The sequence below is a fragment of the Fundidesulfovibrio putealis DSM 16056 genome, from assembly GCF_000429325.1.
GTDB lineage: Bacteria > Desulfobacterota > Desulfovibrionia > Desulfovibrionales > Desulfovibrionaceae > Fundidesulfovibrio > Fundidesulfovibrio putealis.
Window position 1 is genome coordinate 212,579 of the sequence record NZ_AUBQ01000012.1, and the last position, 18,717, is coordinate 231,295.

Annotated in this window: 19 protein-coding genes; 18 read left to right on the forward strand and 1 reads right to left on the reverse strand. The window is 63.0% G+C overall.

Features of this window, described 5'->3' with window-relative positions:
- Window positions 1-167 precede the first annotated feature (167 nt).
- The 12 genes from G453_RS0109760 (at window position 168) to G453_RS0109815 (ending at window position 10,912) form a co-directional block, all read left to right on the forward strand.
- Window positions 168-929 (forward strand): tRNA lysidine(34) synthetase, encoded by a 762-nt coding sequence (locus G453_RS0109760; protein ID WP_235731735.1) that lies wholly within the window; start codon window positions 168-170, stop codon window positions 927-929.
- 246 nt (window positions 930-1,175) lie between these two features.
- Window positions 1,176-2,060, forward strand: coding sequence for a M23 family metallopeptidase (locus G453_RS0109765; protein WP_027190923.1), 885 nt, complete (start codon window positions 1,176-1,178; stop codon window positions 2,058-2,060).
- 201 nt (window positions 2,061-2,261) lie between these two features.
- Window positions 2,262-3,047, forward strand: a complete 786-nt coding sequence (gene fliR, locus G453_RS0109770) for a flagellar biosynthetic protein FliR (protein ID WP_027190924.1) — start codon at window positions 2,262-2,264, stop codon at window positions 3,045-3,047.
- 6 nt (window positions 3,048-3,053) lie between these two features.
- The gene (gene flhB, locus G453_RS0109775; RefSeq protein ID WP_027190925.1) at window positions 3,054-4,127 is read left to right on the forward strand and encodes a flagellar type III secretion system protein FlhB; all 1,074 of its coding nucleotides are present in this window, start codon (window positions 3,054-3,056) and stop codon (window positions 4,125-4,127) included.
- Between the two features lie 18 nt (window positions 4,128-4,145).
- On the forward strand, window positions 4,146-6,242 hold the full coding sequence (gene flhA / locus G453_RS0109780) for a flagellar biosynthesis protein FlhA (protein ID WP_027190926.1): 2,097 nt from the start codon (window positions 4,146-4,148) through the stop codon (window positions 6,240-6,242).
- Complete coding sequence (locus G453_RS23280) at window positions 6,232-7,338, forward strand: flagellar biosynthesis protein FlhF (RefSeq protein WP_084502219.1); 1,107 nt, start codon at window positions 6,232-6,234, stop codon at window positions 7,336-7,338. Before flhA ends, G453_RS23280 begins: the two co-directional genes overlap by 11 nt.
- A 14-nt stretch (window positions 7,339-7,352) precedes the next feature.
- Complete coding sequence (locus tag G453_RS0109790; RefSeq protein ID WP_027190927.1) at window positions 7,353-8,180, forward strand: MinD/ParA family protein; 828 nt, start codon at window positions 7,353-7,355, stop codon at window positions 8,178-8,180.
- On the forward strand, window positions 8,122-8,916 hold the full coding sequence (locus tag G453_RS0109795; protein ID WP_027190928.1) for a FliA/WhiG family RNA polymerase sigma factor: 795 nt from the start codon (window positions 8,122-8,124) through the stop codon (window positions 8,914-8,916). Before G453_RS0109790 ends, G453_RS0109795 begins: the two co-directional genes overlap by 59 nt.
- Before the next feature lie 81 nt (window positions 8,917-8,997).
- Window positions 8,998-9,381, forward strand: coding sequence for a chemotaxis response regulator CheY (locus G453_RS0109800; RefSeq protein ID WP_027190929.1), 384 nt, complete (start codon window positions 8,998-9,000; stop codon window positions 9,379-9,381).
- Between the two features lie 36 nt (window positions 9,382-9,417).
- The gene (locus G453_RS0109805) at window positions 9,418-10,167 is read left to right on the forward strand and encodes a flagellar basal body-associated FliL family protein (protein WP_051272193.1); all 750 of its coding nucleotides are present in this window, start codon (window positions 9,418-9,420) and stop codon (window positions 10,165-10,167) included.
- Window positions 10,167-10,496 carry a hypothetical protein gene (locus G453_RS0109810; protein WP_156920869.1) on the forward strand — a complete coding sequence of 110 codons (330 nt, stop codon included), beginning with the start codon at window positions 10,167-10,169 and terminating at the stop codon, window positions 10,494-10,496. The genes G453_RS0109805 and G453_RS0109810 overlap by 1 nt, the downstream gene beginning before the upstream one ends.
- Before the next feature lie 2 nt (window positions 10,497-10,498).
- Window positions 10,499-10,912 carry a hypothetical protein gene (locus G453_RS0109815; protein ID WP_027190932.1) on the forward strand — a complete coding sequence of 138 codons (414 nt, stop codon included), beginning with the start codon at window positions 10,499-10,501 and terminating at the stop codon, window positions 10,910-10,912.
- Between the two features lie 609 nt (window positions 10,913-11,521).
- On the opposite strand, the gene G453_RS0109820 is transcribed toward G453_RS0109815, so the two are convergent.
- Window positions 11,522-12,376, reverse strand: coding sequence for a purine-nucleoside phosphorylase (locus G453_RS0109820; RefSeq protein WP_027190933.1), 855 nt, complete (start codon window positions 12,374-12,376; stop codon window positions 11,522-11,524).
- 42 nt (window positions 12,377-12,418) lie between these two features.
- On the opposite strand from G453_RS0109820, the gene G453_RS0109825 reads away from it, so the two are divergent.
- From G453_RS0109825 to G453_RS0109850, 6 genes are read left to right on the forward strand one after another with little or no spacing between them, the layout of a single operon-like run.
- A complete protein-coding gene (locus G453_RS0109825; RefSeq protein WP_027190934.1) occupies window positions 12,419-13,174 on the forward strand; it encodes a motility protein A in 756 nt (251 codons plus the stop codon).
- On the forward strand, window positions 13,164-13,904 hold the full coding sequence (locus tag G453_RS0109830; RefSeq protein WP_027190935.1) for an OmpA family protein: 741 nt from the start codon (window positions 13,164-13,166) through the stop codon (window positions 13,902-13,904). The genes G453_RS0109825 and G453_RS0109830 overlap by 11 nt, the downstream gene beginning before the upstream one ends.
- On the forward strand, window positions 13,901-14,299 hold the full coding sequence (locus G453_RS23285) for a PilZ domain-containing protein (protein WP_051272196.1): 399 nt from the start codon (window positions 13,901-13,903) through the stop codon (window positions 14,297-14,299). Before G453_RS0109830 ends, G453_RS23285 begins: the two co-directional genes overlap by 4 nt.
- Before the next feature lie 31 nt (window positions 14,300-14,330).
- Window positions 14,331-15,689: an ATP-binding protein gene (locus G453_RS0109840; protein WP_051272199.1), complete on the forward strand. Its 1,359-nt coding sequence runs from the start codon at window positions 14,331-14,333 to the stop codon at window positions 15,687-15,689.
- Window positions 15,690-15,722: 33 nt separating this feature from the next.
- On the forward strand, window positions 15,723-17,972 hold the full coding sequence (locus tag G453_RS0109845; RefSeq protein WP_027190937.1) for an acetyl-CoA carboxylase: 2,250 nt from the start codon (window positions 15,723-15,725) through the stop codon (window positions 17,970-17,972).
- 10 nt (window positions 17,973-17,982) lie between these two features.
- Window positions 17,983-18,633 carry a biotin attachment protein gene (locus tag G453_RS0109850; protein ID WP_027190938.1) on the forward strand — a complete coding sequence of 217 codons (651 nt, stop codon included), beginning with the start codon at window positions 17,983-17,985 and terminating at the stop codon, window positions 18,631-18,633.
- Window positions 18,634-18,717 lie beyond the last annotated feature (84 nt).

Sequence of the window (18,717 nt, forward strand, 5' to 3'; positions counted from 1 at the left end):
GCAGGAGGACGCGATTGCCAGCCCCCCGCGACGAGGCCTGACGCCAGGACCCTTCAAGCTCCTGGATCAGCCTCGTCGTTTTTGTCTTCTAAACCGCTTGCGCTTGCCATCCCCGCCTGCGAGAGGTACATCGCCGCTGCCTTCCCGACCACCGCACGAGGATTTCCATGTCTTTCAAACGCATCAAGAAAGAAAAGGGCACCTACGCCCAGAAGGTCTGCGTGGGCCAGACCGGCAAGCTCATGCAGCAGCTGGAGATGGTCTCTCCCGGCTCGAAAGTGGGCGTGGCCATATCCGGCGGCGTGGACAGCTTCATCATGCTGAACGTCCTGCGCCTGCGCCAGCGCATCGTGCCCTTCAAGTTCGACATCCTGGCCCTGCACGTGAACCCCGGCTTCGACGCGGCCTCGCACCTGCCGCTCATCGACTGGTGCGCCGACAAGGGCGTGGCCCTGCACGCCGAGGTCACCGACCACGGCCCCAAGGCGCACTCCCCCGAGAACCGCAAGGCTTCCGCCTGCTTCTACTGCGCCATGCTGCGGCGTACCCGGCTCTTCCAGCTCTGCGAGCAATACGGCCTGACGCACCTGGCCATCGGCCACAACGCCGACGACCTGGTGGTCACCTTCTTCATGAACCTGTTCCAGACCGGCAAGGTCCAGGGTCTCTCCGCGTCCGAGCCGTTCTTCGGGGGCAGGCTCCAGATGATCCGCCCCATGCTCACCCTGGAGAAGGAGCACATCAAGCGCGCCGCCAGGCAATGGGACCTGCCCATCTGGTCCAACCCCTGTCCGTCCGCAGGCAACACGCGCCGCTCCGACTTCGAGGGCTGGCTCAAGGAAATGTTCGCCAAGGACAAGCGATTCAGGGCCAACGCCTTCGGCGCGCTCACCCGCTGGCAGCTTGACAGCGGCCTGCGCCCGGCCTAATTTTTCTTTTTGTGGGAACCATGACTATGTTTCCCAAAAAATCCAATGGTTCTCTTGCACGAGTCGTTGGCAGCGCTTGAACGGACCGCAAGGCCGCAATCCTCACTATGCGCAACAAGGCTGAACAGGAACGCCTCCGGCGGCCAAAGGGACACGTCCCTTTGGAATCCCCCATGGTATCAGGGTGCTCCATCCTTCCTTCGTGAAAAGTCAGTAATGCCGCTTGAGGCCGTACGGTAAAGGCAGATGCCCAATTCATCCAGATTCGAGGTCTTCCGCGACCAGGACAACCACTACACGCGCATCACGCCCAGGTGGCGGCTGCTGGCCGTGGCTGCGGCGCTGTTCTGCGTGGTGGCGGCGGGCAACGTCTGGTGGCTCACGGCGTCATTGACCCACACCTCCCAGGAGGAGGAGCTCGAGGAGCATTTCAAGGCGGCCGCGATCCGCGCCCAGACCATGGAGCGCATCTCGGAGAAGGGCGCCGAGATCGAAGGGGGCGTCAAACGCCTCCAGGAAGTGGACTCCAAACTGCGCGAGGTGATCCACCTGGACAAGGAGGCCCGCAAGGCCGCCCAGAGCGCCGGGGATGTCGCGCCGCCCAAGGTCGACACCCAGACCGTGCTGACCCGCATGGAAGTCCAGGCAGCCTTCCTGCGCGCCCTCAACCGGCCTGCGCGTCTGGCCACGCTGGACGGCAAGGAAGCGCAGGAACTGCTGGCCGCAGGACCGCACGCGCTGGGCGCTGCCCCGGACGCGTGGCCCGTGCGGGGGGTCATCTCCTCGGAGTTCGGCATGAGGCTCTCGCCGTTCGCCGGACAGGAGGAGTTCCACCGGGGCGTGGACATCATGGCTCCGGCGGGGACGCCGGTACGCGCCCCCGCGCCGGGGGTCGTCTGTTTCGCCGGAGAAGACGCCGAGGGGTCCCTGGCCCTGGTGCTGGACCACGGCGGCGGCTACATGACGACCTTCTCCCACATGCAGCGCATCGACGTGAAGACCGGCGAGCGCCTGACGCGCGGGCAGGACATCGGCGCAGTGGGGCAGGAAGGCCGCTCCACCGGGCCGCACCTGCACTACGAGGTGCGCCTGCACGGCGTGCCCGTAGACCCGAAAAAATTCCTGCCTTGACGGCACGGGTGTTTCCGGGCCTCACGCGGACGTCCGGCTTCCGGCGCATTCCGAGCCCTCGACGTCCGCACTCCCTCCTGAATGCGCCACTTCGGTGACGCCCCGCGCCTGCGTGCCGACCACCCTGCGCTCCTCGCGCCCCTGCGGCCCGCCGCTTCCTGACTCTGCGCCATTGGCCTGAGAATTGCTTTCCGGTGCGCCATGGAACTCTTCAACCTCCAGGCAGCCGACTTCTTCAGCTTCATCCTGACCCTCATGCGCGTAAGCATTGTGGTCTTCCTGCTGCCGTTCTTCGGAGCCGGACCCATCCCCGGCGCCGTCAAGGGAGCGTTCTGCCTGGTGCTCTCCCTGGCCATCTGGCCCAGGCTCTCGTTTCCGGGCAGCCTGCTGCCCCTGGACACCCTGGGCCTCATCCTCATGCTCGCGGGCGAGCTGGTGCTGGGGCTGGTGCTGGACATCATCGTCCGGTTCCTCTTCGCCGCCGTGATGACCGGCGGACACATGGTGGGCTTCTCCATGGGTTTCGCCATGATGAACGTGCTGGACCCCATGACCGGCACCTCCGAATCGGTCACGGCCCAGCTCATGTACCAGTGCACCATCCTGATGTTCCTCAGCATGAACGGGCATCTGTTCCTGCTGACCGGCCTGGCCGAAAGCTTCCAGCTGGTGCCGCCGGGCGGGCTTTTCATCACGCCCAGCCTGGCGGATTCCGTGCTGAAGTTCTCCGCCGAGATATTCTCGCTGGCCGTCAAGATCAGCGCGCCGGTCGTCGCCTCGCTGTTCCTGGTGGACCTGGCCCTGGCCCTGGTGTCGCGCGCCGCGCCCCAGATGAACGTGATCCAGATCGGCTTCCCGCTGAAGGTCGGCGTCGGATTTCTGTTCATGACCCTCACCCTCACCGCCCTGTCCCACTTCGTGGGGGACTACATCATGGAGCTTGGCCCCATGTTCACGGCGGTGATGCACCGGGCTCCGGGAAGGTAGGCGCACATGGCCGAGCGTGAACCGGGAAGAACAGAACAAGCGACGGGCAAAAGGCGCAGTGACGCCCGGAAGAAGGGCTCGGTCCCCAAGAGCGCGGAGCTCGGCAAGCTGGTGGTCCTGATGGCCGGCATGCTGGCCACCAAGTACACCATCGGCATCTACGACCGCGAAATGAATGATATTTTTCGGTGGTATTTGTCCGAGGGAATGAAGCTCCAGATCACCTTCACCACCGTCAATTCTCTGCTCCTGGACCTGAGCTGGCGCATGGCCAAGATGCTCCTGCCCACGCTTATCATCCTGTCCATTTGCGCCTACACGGTCATGCGGCTTCAGGTGGGCAAGGTGTGGGTCAATCACCTGGAGAACTTCGACTGGGGCAAGATGTTCAACCCCGTCGCAGGCATCAAGAAGCTCCTTATCGATCCCAAGACACTGATCCGGCTTGCGAAGCAGTGCGCTTCGGCCGCCGCCATCGGCATCGCTCCCTACGTCGTGCTGAAAAATGAATTCGGCAACTTCATGCCATTGTTCTACACCAACGCCCACGGCCTTGCGACCTACATTCTCTCCAACGCTTTGACCATGCTCTGGTACACCATGGTGCCCATGGTGCTCATCGCTGCTGCGGACGTGTGGTGGACCTGGTACGACTACGAAGAGAACCTCAAGATGACCAAGAGCGAAGTCAAGGACGAACGCCGCAACGCCGAGGGCGACCCAGAGATCAAGCAGAAGCAGCGCCAGAAGATGATGCAGGTCATGGGCAGGCGCATGTTGCAGAACGTCCCCAAGGCGGACGTGGTCATCACCAACCCGACGCACATCGCGGTGGCCTTGCAGTACAATGCGTTGCTGGCCCCGGCTCCCATCGTGGTGGCCATGGGCGCAGACCACATGGCCCAGAAGATCAAGGAAATAGCGCGGGAGAACGGGGTGCCCATCCGCGAGAACAAGCCTCTGGCACGGGCATTGTATAAAGATGCCGACGTCGGGCAGATGATCCCCGAAGCCCTGTTCCAGGCGGTAGCCACCATGCTGGCCCAACTGGATAAGTTCCGCAACCGCGGCCCGCGCTAAGAAAAAGGTGTCAAAGTTATGGCGAAATCACTGGATGTAAATTTCGACTACGCCAAGTTCTCCAAGCAAGGCGACCTCATGCTCGCCAGCGGCGTGGTGCTGATCCTGTTCGTCATGCTGGTGCCCATGCCCACCATCGTCATCGACATGCTGATCACGCTGTCGATTTCGGTGAGCCTGGTAGTGCTTGTCACGTCGATGTTCATGAGCTCCCCCCTGGAATTCTCCATCTACCCGTCGCTCCTGCTGGTTACCACCATGCTGCGCCTGGCCCTGAACGTGGCCTCCACGCGCCTGGTGCTCATGCACGGCGACGAGGGCACGGGTGCGGCAGGGCAGGTGATCCGGGCCTTCGGCGAGTTCGTGGTAGGCGGCAACTACGTCATCGGCGTGGTGGTGTTCCTGATCCTCTTCTCGCTCAACAAGACCGTGATCGTCGCCGGTACCACGCGCATCGCGGAAGTAGCCGCACGCTTCACCCTGGACGCCATGCCCGGCAAGCAGATGGCCATCGAGGCGGACCTGAACGCGGGCCTTCTCACCGAGCAGGAGGCCAACAAGCGCCGCGAGACCATCCGCAAGGAGGCCGACTTCTACGGCGCCATGGACGGCGCGAGCAAGTTCGTTTCCGGTGACGTGAAAGCCACCATGCTCATCACCACCATCAACATCGTGGGCGGCTTCCTCATCGGCGTGTTCCAGAAGGGCATGGACTGGAGGCACGCGGCCGAAACCTACACCATCCTGACCATCGGCGACGGCCTGGTCTCCATCATCCCCTCCATCATCATCTCGGTATCGGCGGGCCTCATCGTTTCGCGAGCCGCAGCCGAAGCCAAGATGGGCGAGGAATTCCTGGCCCAGCTCACCGGCCACCCCAAGGCCCTCAAGCTGGTCAGCGGCATCCTGCTGCTGTTCGGACTGGTGCCCGGCATGCCTTTCTTCCCCTTCGCATCCCTGGCGGGCCTGATGTTCTTCCTGTCGCGCGTCAGCCAGAAGCAGAAGGACATCCTCACCGAAGGCCAGGAATCCGAAAAGGGCGTCCCCCAGGAGCTGGAAACCCCCGAGGAAGTGCAGCAGCTCCTGCCGCTCGACTCCCTGGAGCTGGAAGTGGGCTACGGCCTGATCCCCCTGGTGGACGAGGACCAGAACGGAAACCTGCTGGCGCGCATACGCTCCATCCGCCGCCAGTTCGCCCTGGACATGGGCGTGATCATCCCCTCGCTGCACCTGCGCGACAACCTCCAGCTCAAGCCCGGCCAGTACGCCGTGCTCATCAAGGGCAACGAGGTGGCCTCGGCGGAGATCCTCATCGACCACTATCTGGCCATGGACCCGGGCGACGTGAAGCACCGCGTCCAGGGCGTGGACACCCGCGAGCCGGCCTTCAACCTGCCCGCGCTGTGGATTCCCGAACCGTCCAAGGAAGAGGCCATGCTGGCTGGCTACACCGTGGTGGACCCGGCCACGGTCATCTCCACCCACCTGACGGAAGTCTTCAGGCGAAACCTCCACGAGTTCCTGGGCCGCCAGGAAGTGCAGGCCCTCCTGGACAACCTGCACAAGCGCGCCCCCAAGGCCGTGGAAGAGCTGGTGCCGGGCGTTTTGAGCCTGGGCATACTCCAGAAGGTGCTCCAGAATCTGGTGCGCGAGAGCGTCTCGGTGCGCGACATGCTGACCATCGTCGAAACTTTGGCGGACTACGGCCTGGCCACCAAGGACCCGGACCAGCTCACCGAGTACGTGCGCTCCCGCATGGGCCGCTCCATAGTGAAGCCCTTCCTGACCAGCGACGCAACCCTGCCCATCTTCACCCTCTCTCCTGCGGTGGAAGGGCTGGTGCAGGAAGCCATACGCCACACCGACCACGGGTCCTACCTGGCCATGGAACCGGGCACGGCGCAGTCCATCATCTCAAGCATAAACAGCAACATGGAGCGGGCCGCCGTAAGCGAAGGCCAGCCCGTGCTGCTGGTTTCTCCGGTCACCAGGCCCCACTTGGCCCAGCTCTTGAATAGGTTCCTTCCGACGCTGCCGGTCATCTCTCAGGCGGAAATCCCGGCTGAGATCAGGCTGCACTCCCTTGCAACAATAGGAATGAGCCATGCGGGTTAAAACGTTTCGAGGCGCAAGCGCCGCACAGGTGATCGCCCAGATCAAGAAGGAACTCGGCCCCGACGCCGTGATCCTCTCCAACCAGACCAAGCGCGAGAACGGCAAGGCCGTCTGCGAGATCATGGCTGCGGTGGAACCCGAGGACGACCCCGCCGAACGCGCGGACGCAGGCGAAGACGGACTGCCCGGCGTCGCAGGCAAGACGGCATCCGGCGGCCATGGCGGCTGGGAGCAGGAATGGTGCGAGATGAAGGGTCACCTCTCCGCGCTCCTCAAGCCCCACATGAACCTGGACAGCCTGCCCCCGCGCCAGAAGCTGGCCATGCAGTATCTGGAGCGCGAAGGCGTGGACGAATCCATCCTCATGGGGCTCTTCCGCCAGCTCCAGACCGGCAAGACCGTGTCCCTGCTGGCGGAACTCGGCAAAGTGGCCCGCGTGAAGCCCTTCTCCGCGTTCCCCGAAAAATTCCAGCTGGTAGCCGGGCCTTCCGGCTCGGGCAAGACCACCGCGCTCATCCGCATGGCCCTGGCCGCCAAGCGTGCCGATCCCGCGCGGCGCATCGGCGTGCTGAACTGCGACGGCCGTGGGGTCGGCGGCAAGGCCATCCTCAAGCGCTACGCGGAGCTCTCCGGGCTGACCTACGCCGAAGCGGCCGAGCCCGAGGATTTCGTCAAGGTTCTCCTAGCTTGCCGGAACTTTGACGCAATCTTCGTGGACCTGCCCACGCTGGCTCCCGGACAGACCCTGCACCAGTGGCTGAAGGACAGAAGCCTCCTGCCCCGCGACGACGTGGCCGTACACCTGACCCTCTCCCCCTACTACGCCCCGGCCCACTACCGGGCCGTGTGGGAGCGCCACCGCGCGGATCTGGTGAAAAGCATCATCTGGACGAAATTGGACGAAGCGGGTACTTTCGGCAGCCTGATCAACACGGCCCAGATGACCGGCCTGCCAGCGTCGGCGCTGTCCTTCGGACCCGGCGTGGTGGACGCCATGGCCCAGGCCGATTCCCAGGCGCTGTGGCGGCTGCTCTTCTCTCATCAGATGCCGGGCTGCGCCCAGGCGACGAACCCACACGTGGAACAGGCCGCGTAAACGGATACCCGACCATGCAAGGCAATCTCCCCCTGGTTTTTTCCGTCACTTCCGGCAAGGGCGGCGTCGGCAAGACGAACATCTCGGCCAACCTGGCCGTGAGCCTGTCCAAAATGGGCAAGCGCGTGGTGCTCCTGGACGCGGACCTTGGCCTGGCCAACGTGGACGTGGTGCTGGGCATGGCCCCGGAGCTGAACCTGTTCCACCTGTTCCACAAAGGCATGAACCTGCAGAAGGTCCTGTGCCAGACGCCCTACGGCTTCCACATCCTCCCGGCCTCCTCCGGCGTGGCCGAGATGCTCTCGCTCTCCACGGGGCAGAAGCTCGTGCTGCTGGAAGCCATGGACTTCCTGGAAGACAAGATCGACTATCTTATTGTGGATACCGGCGCGGGCATCGGCGACAACGTGCTTTATTTCAACCTGGCCGCGCGCGAACGGCTGCTGGTGCTGACCACGGAACCCACCTCGCTCACCGACGCCTACGCCCTGGTGAAGGTCATGCACCTGAACCACGCGGTGAATCGCTTCCGGGTGGTGGTGAACATGGCCCCCAGTGAAAAGGCGGCCAAACAGGTGTTTGGAAAACTCTACGCCGCGTGCGATCACTTTCTCGATGGAATTTCGCTGGATTTTGTGGACTTTATCCCGCATGATGCCACGGTGAGACAGGCGGTGATCAAACAGGTGCCTTTCTGCCACATGGCCCCGCAGGCCCCGGCAAGCCTGAAGATCACGGATATAGCGCGAAAAATCACCAGCTGGGACGTCGACGCGCACCTCGATGGAAACATCAAATTCTTCTGGAAAAAGCTCCTCTTCCAAGAGCAGTCCGTGGCTTAGCTTCGAGGCCGGAGCCAAGGCCTGGCAGGATTATTCTCCCCTGGATCGCCAGGAGATCGTCAGGCACTACTCTCCCAAGATCAAGCTGCTGGCCCTGCGTCTTAAGGTCAAACTCCCGCCCAGCGTGGAGCTCGGTGAACTGTTGAGCGCCGGGGCGCTGGGCCTCATGGAGGCCCTTGGCCGCTTCAAGCCGGAACTGGGCATCAAGTTCGAGACCTTCGCGGAGTCGCGCATCAAGGGCGCCATGCTGGACGAGTTGCGAAAGCTCGACTGGTTCAGCCGGGGACAGCGCCACCGCGTGCGCGTGGTGGACGACGCCATCCGCAGGCTGGAGGCCGTCTCCGACGAGACCCCAAGCGTGGAGCAGCTCTCCGAAACCACCGGCCTCACCCGCAAGGAAGTCTCGCAGGCCATGGAAGCCATGCAAAGCCAGCTCTGCCTCAGCCTGGACGCCATCACCGAGAACCTGACCTCCTTCAAACAGCAGCAGATCGACAACGAACCTTACAAATCGACGGCACTCAAAGAAATCGTTGACAAACTGGCCCTGCTTATTGATGAACTGACGCCAAGGGAACAGCTCGTTCTGTCCCTGTACTACGTGGAAGAACTCACCATGCGCGAGACCAGCGAGGTCATGGGCATCACAGAGGGCCGCGTTTCCCAGCTTCATTCGCAGGCACTTGCCAAGCTGCGCGGCAAATTCAACGCCCAGTACGGCATCGTGGATGCGTAGCAGCTTTACGCAACACAACCCCATCCGGGCCGCCAGAATCTGAAGCAGCGCTCCCCGGCCGGGTCGCAAAAGGAGAACATCGTGGCCTACAACAAAGATATGCGCGTACTCGTCGTGGACGATTTCTCCACCATGCGGCGCATCATAAAGAACATCCTGCGCCAACTCGGCTTCACCAACATCATCGAAGCCGACGACGGCTCCACCGCCTGGGAGACCCTCAACAAGGACAAGATCGACTTCGTCATCTCGGACTGGAACATGCCCAAGATGCCCGGAATCGAACTCCTGCGCAAAGTCCGCGCCAGCGAAGAGTTCGCCAACATGCCCTTCCTGATGGTCACCGCCGAAGCGCAGCAGGAGAACATCATCGAAGCCGTGCAGGCCAAGGTCTCCAACTACATCGTCAAGCCCTTCACAGCAGAAACGCTGGGCCAGAAGATCGACAAGATCTTCGACAAATAATAAACGGCGGGGCCACGGCCCCGCCGCACCCCAGCCATGCACCCGCCTCCTCCGCCAGACGGCTCAGACGCTTCGGGAGGCTCCCGCCTGGGCGGCCCCCTTCCCGGAAGCGACGACCAGGCCAAGGCCAAGCTCGACGACACCGAATTGGCCGTCGGCTCTCCGCGCGCGCTCCAGAAGGTGGAGCTCGACCTCGACGACGCCCCCTTCCTGGAAGACGAGGAAGAGGAAGCCCCACCGCCGCCCCCGGAGATGCCCCCGTCCTCGGAACCGCAGGACCTGGGGGAACCGGTCAGGCTGCCCCTCTGGAAAAACAAAAAGATCGTCATCAGCGGAGGCGGCCTGCTCCTGCTGTTGATCGGCCTCGCTGTGTGGTGGTTCTTCCTGCGCGCCGAAGCCCCTCCACCGCCGCCGCCACCGCCGCCGCCCGTCGTCGAGCCGCCCAAACCGGTCGAGCCGCCGCCACCGCCGCCACCACAGGACGTCTTCGTCCCCCTGGAGCCGTTCCTGGTGGAGACAGTCGACGCCAAGGGCGCAACCCGGGTGCTCACCCTCAAGATCAAACTGGTCTACAAGGAAGACCCCAGGATGGAGCGCGAGCTCCAGGCCAAGTCATTTGCCGTGCGCGACGGTCTGTATTATAACTTAAAAAATAAATCTTTCGCCGTGCTGACCGATAAGGATGGCGTCGAGCACCTCCGTGAGGAGCTCAAAGGCGTCGTGAACAACTACCTCAACGTCGGACAGGTGGACCAGATACTCTTCGAAGAACTGCTGGTGAAATGATGTCGGACATCAACATAGCCACCTCCATAGCCCAGCTTCCCAACCTTCAGGGAATCGCGGGGGCGCAGCAGGCCCATCCCGAGGCGCAGCAGATTTTTGCCGCGCAGATGGCCCAGGAGGCGCTGAAAAATCAGCAGCAGCAGGTCCAGAAGGTCGAAAAACAGGATGGCAGCGAAGCCGTCAAGGAAGACAGGGACAACAAACGCGGCGAAGAACATGAGCTTCGCCAGCGCAAGCGCCACGCCCACCAGGAAGCCGAGCCGGAGGAAGAAGCCGCCCCGCCCTCGTCCTCTCCGTGGCTCGGGCATCTCGTGAACAGGAAGGTCTAGTAGTGTCGCTTCAGGAGTGGCTTCTCATCGTGCTCACAGGCAGCGAACTTCTGCTGCTCATCCTCGTCGTCGGCTTCTTCGCGCGGCTTCGCCGCTCCGAAGACATGCTCTCCGCACTCCAGGGAAACCAGGCCGAACTCATGGGCAAACTGCAACGCAGCGCCCAGATGGAACAGGAACTCATCGACTCCTTCGAAGACCGACAGCGTGAACTCGTCCGGCTGGAAGACAAACTCTCGGCCAGAGCCCGTGAACTGGGCAAGCTGCTCAAGCAGGCCGAGGAAATCAGCCGCTCGCCCGATTTTCTGCGCCAAGTCGTGCTGAACGGACTCAAAAAAGGCCAGTCCGCACGCGAACTGGCCAAAGCCACCGGACTTACGCAGGACGAAGTTGAGTTGATTATTTCGCAGAGATAATGGCAGGAGAGGCTGGGGCTTCGCCCCAGACCCCACCAGGGCTCCGCCCTGGACCCGCCAGGGGGATGATCCCCCTGGACCCTCAATTAGCTTCGCGTAACGTATTGCTACAGTTTAGACTCTTGCCCCAATAAAATCCCTGAAGCGCGCAAAGCCGCGCTTCAGGGATTTTTTATTCTTGAAATCACCGGATTCGACGAGGGCTGGTAGCCGGGTTATGTCGCATTCAACGATCCCAACCTATCACATGCGTCTTCGCCCTGACTCACGTTTCATCGTGGCAGAGCATGCTTTCATTCTGGCAGAACGAATTTTTGACACGGGAGCGCGTGCGTTCGACGGAGCTGGGAGCATGAGGCGTCGAAGTCCACCTTCTGCACGCAGCCTGGGAGCGAGAGGGGCTGGGGGTTGTCCTGGTCGGGTTCTGGCGGGCGGGCGACGAATCGTCTTCCAATCGGTTCTAGCCCGCCCGCCAGGACACGAACGGGACAGCCCCCAGTCCCGCCGCAAGCCTCCCGCACACGACGCGAAGCGGAAAGCCGGGTCAAGGGGAGGCTTCTCCCCTTGCGGGTCCAGGGCAGAGCCCTGGCGGGTCTGGGCGGAGCCCAGCTACTCTTCTCTTCTATCCGCCCTCTCTCCAGCCAGCGCGCCGGCCACGGCTTCCACCAGCGCGGACAGCTTCTTCCCGGCCACCCCGGCCACGGCGATGACTTCGTCGAGGGTCACTTCGGCCATGCAGTCGGGCAGGTTCTTGTTCACGAGACAGGACAATCCAAGCACCTCCATGCCCATGTGCCGGGCGGCGATGACTTCCATGACCGTGGACATGCCCACGGCGTCCGCGCCGAGCAGGCGAAGCATACGGGTTTCGGCTGGAGTTTCCAGTTGTGGGCCGAGTACGCCCGCGTAAACGCCGCGTTCCAGGCGGATACCGAGGCGCATGGCCTCGGAAACGGCCAGATCAAGCAGACGTTGCGAGTAAACCCGGCTCATATCCGGAAAACGCGGTCCCCAGTCGTCAATATTGGGTCCGGCGAGCGATGATTTCCCGGTAAGATTGACATGGTCGGTGATGGCCAGTAACTCTCCTGGGCTGAAGAGCGGGTCCAGCGCCCCTGCGGCGTTGGTGACGACGAGAATCGTTGCTCCCAGCAGGGCCGAGACGCGCACGCCAAGGCAGACCTGTGCCGGGGAGTAACCTTCATAGAGGTGAAACCGGCCCTGCCAGACCAGAACGGGCAGCCCGGCCAACCGTCCGGCGAGAAGCTGCCCGGCATGCCCCTCCACTGTGGAGCGGGGAAAACCGGGTATCTCCTGGTAGGTGATGGTTGCGACCGTATCCAGGGCGTGAGTCACGTCTCCGAGCCCCGTTCCGAGCACGATCGCGCTCTTCGGGGTGAAGCCGGACGGCAACCGGTCGCGTATCCAGTCGACGGCGTATTGCGTCGTGATCCTGTCTTGCATGTGCTGCGCCTTCAGAATTGCTGTTGTTTGAAGAGGTAAGCAATGGACTTCGCGACGCTTGTCGGGTTGACGACCGGCCTGGGGCTGGTTGTGGGCGCAATCCTCATGGGCGGCTCCCTGACCCAGTTCCTCGATGCCCCCAGCGCCATGATCGTGCTGGGAGGCACGCTGGCGGCCATCTGCGTGAGCCATCCCGTGGAAGAGGTGATACAGGCCTTCAACGCGGGCTTCAAGATTTTCGCGTCGCGCAAGGTGGCTGCTCAGGAAGTGGTCAACGTGATGGTGCGCATCGCGGAGATTTCCCGGCGCGAGGGGCTCCTGGCCCTGGAGAACATCCGCACGGACAACGCGGTGCTCAAAAAGGCCTGCAAGCTCATCGCGGACAATGCCGGGCCGCAGATCATCCAGGACACCCTGCGCATCGAAATACACTCCCTGAAAAGACGCCACCAGATAGGCGAGACGGTTTTCCGCTCGCTGGGCACATTCGCTCCGGCTTTCGGGCTGATCGGCACGCTCATCGGCCTTGTGCTGATGCTGGCCCGCCTGGACAATCCCAAGAGCCTCGGGCCAGCCATGGCCGTGGCTCTTCTCACCACGTTCTACGGGGCGCTGTTGTCCAACCTGTTTTTCCTGCCCGTGGCGGGCAAGCTCCGGGCGCGCACCCAGCAGGAGGTGCTGAACCTGGAGATCATCTTCGAGGGCGCGCGCTGCATCCTGCAGAACAACAACCCGCTGCTGGTGCGCGACAAGCTGTCCTCCTTCGTCCCGCCCAAGGAGCGCACCCTTGGCCGCTGAACAGGACCCGGTCGAGCTCGAACTCGACGACAACGGGGAGATGCCCCAGATATGGCAGGTGACGCTTGCGGACCTGTCCATGCTGCTCATGAGCTTTTTCATCTTTTTGTTCGCACTTTCCACAGTGCGCCCGGAAAGCGTCAACGAGACCCTGGACAGCGTCCGCCAGCGTCTGCGCGTGGAGGCTGGCCCCGCCAAGAAGACGCCCGGCGCCGACGCCATGAAGTCGAAGCTGCTTGAACAGGTGAACATGCGCGAACAACTTATCCTGCGCCAGCGCCAAGTTCACCAGGACCTCACCGCATTTTTCAAGGGGCGCGGTGAATCCAACATCCAGACCAAACTGGACGGCCCGCGCCTGACCATCTCCATGCCCATCGACGGCATGTTCGCCAAAACGGACGTGACGCAGCTGACGGACCTGGGCAAGCAGCGCCTTATGATCATCAAGGACTTTATAGCCAAACACCCCGACCAGCGCGTACACATCAAGGGGTATTCGGACGACACGCCCCCCCCGCCGGATTCGCGATTCAAAAACAACTGGGAAGTGTCGTCATTACAGGCAGTTGCAGCATTGCGATTTCTTCTGTCGCAGGGGGTCCCCGCGAATCGGTTGACATCCACCGGGTTAGCTGATTTAGAACCGCTGCTCCCCAACACGAGCGACGAATACCGCGCCAAGAACAGGCGACTGGATTTTGTCATGGAAGTGCAGGTTGAGGGATGAACAAGCTGTTATTCACGTACGAAGCGGACTCAGACTTGCCGCGCCAGGCATACCGGGCTCGGGTGCCCGGTCTTCTGGGCAAGGACGTCGCCACTCAGGCGGTGTATCTTGTGCGGGACATCAGCGCGGGCGGCATCTCCCTTGAGGACCCGGCTGGGGCTTTGAAGACCGGGGACGCTCTGAAACTGGACGTCCTCATCAAGGACCGCACCATCATCGCGGGACTGTCGGCCGAAGTGGCCAGGCATGTCGAGGCGATCACGGGCCTCAAGTTCACGGGCCTGACCCAGCACCAGGAGCAACGCCTGGACAAGCTGGTGCTCGAGATCCAGAAGCACCTCATATCCAAGTTGAAACACGGCGGGAGCCACATTGACGACGAGCAAACGACATAACGTATTGGTTGCGAACCGTGGCGAGATAGCCATGCGCATCATCCAGGCCTGCCGTAAGCTGGGCCTGGATTTTGTTTGCGTCTACACGCGCGAGGACGAAGCCTCCGGGCACCTGGCCCTGGCGCGCGAACTCGGCGGCAAGACGCTGCGCATCAGCTCCTACCACGACGCCAACGAGATCATGTCTGCGGCCGACCACGCCGGAGCCACGGCGGTCCACCCCGGATACGGCTATTTCGCCGAGGACTACCGCTTCGCGCGGCGCGTGAGCGAACGCACCCGCCCCATGGTCTGGATCGGACCCAGCTGGCAGGTCATCCGCACCCTGGGCGACAAGATCAACACCAAGCGTCTGGCCCGCTCCCTGGGCGTACCCACCGTGCCCGGTTCGGACCGGCCGGTCTATGACGAGCTGGAAGCCGAGGAGATCGCCGATTCCCTGTTCCGCTTCCAGGCCGAACAGGGAATCGACAGCGCCCGCGTGCTGGTGAAGGCATCTGCGGGCGGCGGCGGCATGGGCATCGAAGAGGTCATGAACCTGGACCACTTCAAGACCGTGTACCGGCGCATCAGGAACTACTCCAAGCGTCAGTTCCACGACGAGGGCGTGCTCATCGAACAGCGCATCCTCAACTTCAACCACCTGGAAGTGCAGATCGCCGCCGACCGTCACGGCTCCATAGCCCACTTCGGCACGCGCAACTGCACCATCCAGTCCACGGGCCGCCAGAAACGCGTGGAGATCGCCCCCGGATTCGCCCCGGACCAGATCAGGTACTCCTTTGACGCCGCCAAGGTCATCACGGACATCACCGGCTACTCCCTGGCCATCGCCAAGGAGGTCGGCTACGACAACGTGGGCACCTGGGAATGGATCGTCACCCCGGCGGGCCAGCCCTTCCTCATGGAAGTGAACACCCGCATCCAGGTGGAGAACGGTGTGTCCGCCGCCATCGCGCGCCTCAAGGGCGAGGCCGGCGTGGACATCATCAAGGAGCAGATCCGCATGGGCCTGGGCGAGCCCATGGGCTTCACCCAGGACGACATCACCTTCGAGGGCATCGGCATCGAATACCGCATCATCGCCGAGGACCCCGCCAACCGGTTCACCCCCTGGGTGGGTCGCATCGACCGCTTCAATCCGCCGCAGGTCCCCTGGGCGTCGCTGCACTCGCAGATTCCCCAGGACAAACCGTACGACATCCCCACGGAGTTCGACCCGAACCTGGCCCTGGGCATCATCTGGGGCAAGGACCTGGCCGAGGCCAAGGCGCGCGGCGTGGAGTACCTGGACAAGCTGGTGCTGGAAGGCCAGGACCAGGAAGGCAATCCCATGAAGTCCAACATCGCGTTTCTGCGCGAAAAGACCGCGGACATCCTGGTTTTCTAACCGGACGCCCGACACGCGAAGCCAACCACCCCTATGGATATAGAAAAAAGCATTCAGGAGCTGGCCGACAGGCTCCAGTACATCCAGGACATCTTCGGCGCCAGCAAGCACGAGGACGTGGCCCTGCTCTCCTCCAAGCTGGCAGAATTCCGCGCGCGCGAAACCGGCGCGGGCATGGCCGACAAGGTGAAGATGCTCTCCCAGTTGGAGGACCTCTTCGTGTTCGTGGAGAAGAAGCTCGACCCCGAGCTCACCCCCATGGACAAGGTGCGCATCGTCCGCCACCCGCAGCGCATCACGCTCAAGGACATTCTGGAGTTCTGCTACGACAACTACACCGAGATCGGCGGGCAGGACGAGTACTCCATCGACCCCTCCATGCTGATCGCGCGCGCCTACATCACCCGCAGGCAGGGCGACAAGGTCCACAACCAGCCCGTGATGGTCATCGGCCAGGAAAAGGGCCACGGGCAGGAGTTCCGCAACGGCGGCTCCGTGAAGCCCTGGGGCAACGCCAAGGCCCTTCAGTACATGAAGGTCGCCGAAACCGAGAACATCCCCATCCACACCTACGTGTTCACGCCCGGCGCGTTCCCCGTGGAGGACTACCCCGGCGCGGCCCAGCAGATCGCACGCAACCTCTACGAGATGGCAGCGCTACGCGTCCCCGTGATCGCCTGCTTCTCCGAGGGCGGCTCCGGCGGCGCAGAAGCCATCGCCCTGGCCGACACGCGCCTCATGCTGTCGCACGGCTACTACTCGGTCATCTCCCCCGAGGGAGCGGGCGCCATCGAATCGGGCATCCGCCAGGGCCAGCGCGCCCCGGCCGAGCTTATCGACGCCTGCGCCACGCGCCTCAAGATCACCGCCGAGGACAACCTGCGCATGGGCTACATCGACCGCGTGGTGCAGGAGCCGCCCCTGGGCGCACGCCCCTACCACTACGATTTCTTCAAACGCCTGCGCCAGGAAATGATGATGGCCACCGACGAGGCCATGCTCTCCGTGAAGGGCATGAACTTCATCCGCGCCAAGGCCATCAAGCGCCGCAAGCAGGCCGCCCTGGCCGACGCCGAGTCCTTCTTCGTGCGCTGGTCCCTGGATGAGCGCGCCGCCGACCGGCTGGTGTGGAAGCGCTACAGCAAGTTTCGCAACATGGCCAAGAACGCCTGCGTGGACAAGACGCCTGCCTCGCGCCGCATGGCCGACTCGCTCCAGCAGATGTCCTGGTCCACCTACTCCTACCTGCGTTACGAGTTCCTGCGCACCTACGGCCAGAAGGTGAAGCACCTGATGGAAGAGGCCGAGGCCGAAGTGCGCGTGGTGGCCGAGAGGGTGCTGCGCCCCTTCAAGCGCTCCGGCGCCAAGAAGGTGGACACCCAGACCATCCAGAAGCTCACAGAACTCTCCTGCGCCGAGGACGGCATCTGCCTGGACGGCGAAGGCGAGAGCTTCTACCTGAGCCCCAAGGGCCGCGAGGACAAGTCCGTCACCTGCCCCAACGCCGCCACCCACGGCTGCCTGGATCTCTGGGCACCGGACCTGTTCGGCGACTTCGCTGGCGTCTGCCAGTACTGCGGGCACCACTTCCCCATGGAGTACCAGTGGTTCATGCACAACGTGCTGGACAAGAACTCCGTGATGGAGTTCGCCCAGGATGTGGAAGCGGGCAACCCCCTGGACTACCCCGGCTTCGACCAGAAGCTTGAGGAAGCCAAGAAGAAAAACAAGCTGAAAAGCTCCTGCGTCACCTTCGAGACCTCCATCGAGGGCATCAAGGTCGTGGTGGGCATGCTGGTGGCTCCCTTCCGGGGCGGCACCGTAGGCGCGGCCGAGGGCGAGAAGTTCATCCGCGCCCTGTCCCGCGCCCGCAAGAAGCACTATCCATTCCTGGCCTACGTGCACGGCACGGCGGGCATCCGCATCCAGGAGGGCACCAACGGCGTCATCCAGATGCCGCGCGCCACCATGGCCGTGCGCCGCTACATCGAAGCGGGCGGGCTGTACCTGGTGCTCTACGACACCAATTCCTACGCGGGTCCCGTGGCCAGCTTCCTGGGCTGTTCGCCCTATCAGTTCTCCGTGCGCTCGGCCAACATCGGCTTCGCCGGCCCCGGCGTCATCAAGGAGACCACCGGCACGGACATCCCCCCGGACTACCACATGGCCTACAACGCCCTGGCGCGCGGCCATATCCAGGGTATCTGGGACCGCCGCGAGATCAGAAACAACTTGGTGCAGGCCTTCCAGATCATCGGCGGCCGCAACCTCTACTACCGCTAAGGGGTCAGCCGTGCAGGACGTGAAAGCCATACTCGAACAGATCAAGGCCTCCCCCTATGAGGAGGTCGAGGTGCTCGCCCCGCATTGCGGAGTGGTGGAATTCAAGGTTTCAGGCGAGGGAACAAAAGTGCTCGCCCCCAGCGGAACCTGGAAGGAAAAGCCCGGCACGCTCCTGGCCACCCTGGAGCGCGAACGCAACCCCCGCCCCATCACCTGCGGCCGCAAGGGCGTGGTGCAGAAGGTGCATGCCCACCTGAACGGCAAGTTCGTCGAAGCCGGGACCCCGCTCATGGTGCTCAGGCACTTTTTCACCAAGGACGAGGTCACCCAGCAGATACTGAAGAAGGTGCTGTTCCTCTTCCCCGCCCCGGAGCGCGCCAAGTACTACTTCACCCCGGAGACCGACAAGAAGGTGAAAGTTTCCGGCTGCCAGTCCGTCAAGATCAAGGACGGCATGGAGCTGTTCATCGTCTCGCGCATGAAGCGCGAAAAGCCCCTGACCTACATGGGGCCTGAAGGCATCATCTACGCGGTCTACTTCTCCCACGACATGAACGTGGACGCCGGACAGCCGCTCATCAGCGTCTGCCCGGAAAGCCAGATGGGCGTCATCCGCGACGTGGTCAACAGGGTGCAGTCCGACTGGGAAGAGCGCGACTAACGCAAGATATCACTGGTTCTCCGCGTCGTGCAGAATTAAGGCGAAGAGAAGGCGAAGATGCCTCCGGCGGCCAAAGGGCTTCGC

Excerpts from the sequence above, each read along its gene's own strand:
- G453_RS0109805 (WP_051272193.1), top strand. The coding sequence starts at position 9,418 with ATGCACCCGCCTCCTCCGCCAGACGGCTCAGACGCTTCGGGAGGCTCC.
- fliR (WP_027190924.1), top strand. The coding sequence starts at position 2,262 with ATGGAACTCTTCAACCTCCAGGCAGCCGACTTCTTCAGCTTCATCCTG.
- G453_RS0109795 (WP_027190928.1), top strand. The coding sequence starts at position 8,122 with ATGGAAACATCAAATTCTTCTGGAAAAAGCTCCTCTTCCAAGAGCAGT.
- G453_RS23285 (WP_051272196.1), top strand. The coding sequence starts at position 13,901 with ATGAACAAGCTGTTATTCACGTACGAAGCGGACTCAGACTTGCCGCGC.
- G453_RS0109765 (WP_027190923.1), top strand. The coding sequence starts at position 1,176 with ATGCCCAATTCATCCAGATTCGAGGTCTTCCGCGACCAGGACAACCAC.
- G453_RS0109790 (WP_027190927.1), top strand. The coding sequence starts at position 7,353 with ATGCAAGGCAATCTCCCCCTGGTTTTTTCCGTCACTTCCGGCAAGGGC.
- G453_RS0109845 (WP_027190937.1), top strand. The coding sequence starts at position 15,723 with ATGGATATAGAAAAAAGCATTCAGGAGCTGGCCGACAGGCTCCAGTAC.
- G453_RS0109760 (WP_235731735.1), top strand. The coding sequence starts at position 168 with ATGTCTTTCAAACGCATCAAGAAAGAAAAGGGCACCTACGCCCAGAAG.
- G453_RS23280 (WP_084502219.1), top strand. The coding sequence starts at position 6,232 with ATGCGGGTTAAAACGTTTCGAGGCGCAAGCGCCGCACAGGTGATCGCC.
- G453_RS0109840 (WP_051272199.1), top strand. The coding sequence starts at position 14,331 with ATGCGCATCATCCAGGCCTGCCGTAAGCTGGGCCTGGATTTTGTTTGC.
- G453_RS0109825 (WP_027190934.1), top strand. The coding sequence starts at position 12,419 with ATGGACTTCGCGACGCTTGTCGGGTTGACGACCGGCCTGGGGCTGGTT.
- flhB (WP_027190925.1), top strand. The coding sequence starts at position 3,054 with ATGGCCGAGCGTGAACCGGGAAGAACAGAACAAGCGACGGGCAAAAGG.
- G453_RS0109810 (WP_156920869.1), top strand. The coding sequence starts at position 10,167 with ATGTCGGACATCAACATAGCCACCTCCATAGCCCAGCTTCCCAACCTT.
- flhA (WP_027190926.1), top strand. The coding sequence starts at position 4,146 with ATGGCGAAATCACTGGATGTAAATTTCGACTACGCCAAGTTCTCCAAG.
- G453_RS0109820 (WP_027190933.1), bottom strand. The coding sequence starts at position 12,376 with ATGCAAGACAGGATCACGACGCAATACGCCGTCGACTGGATACGCGAC.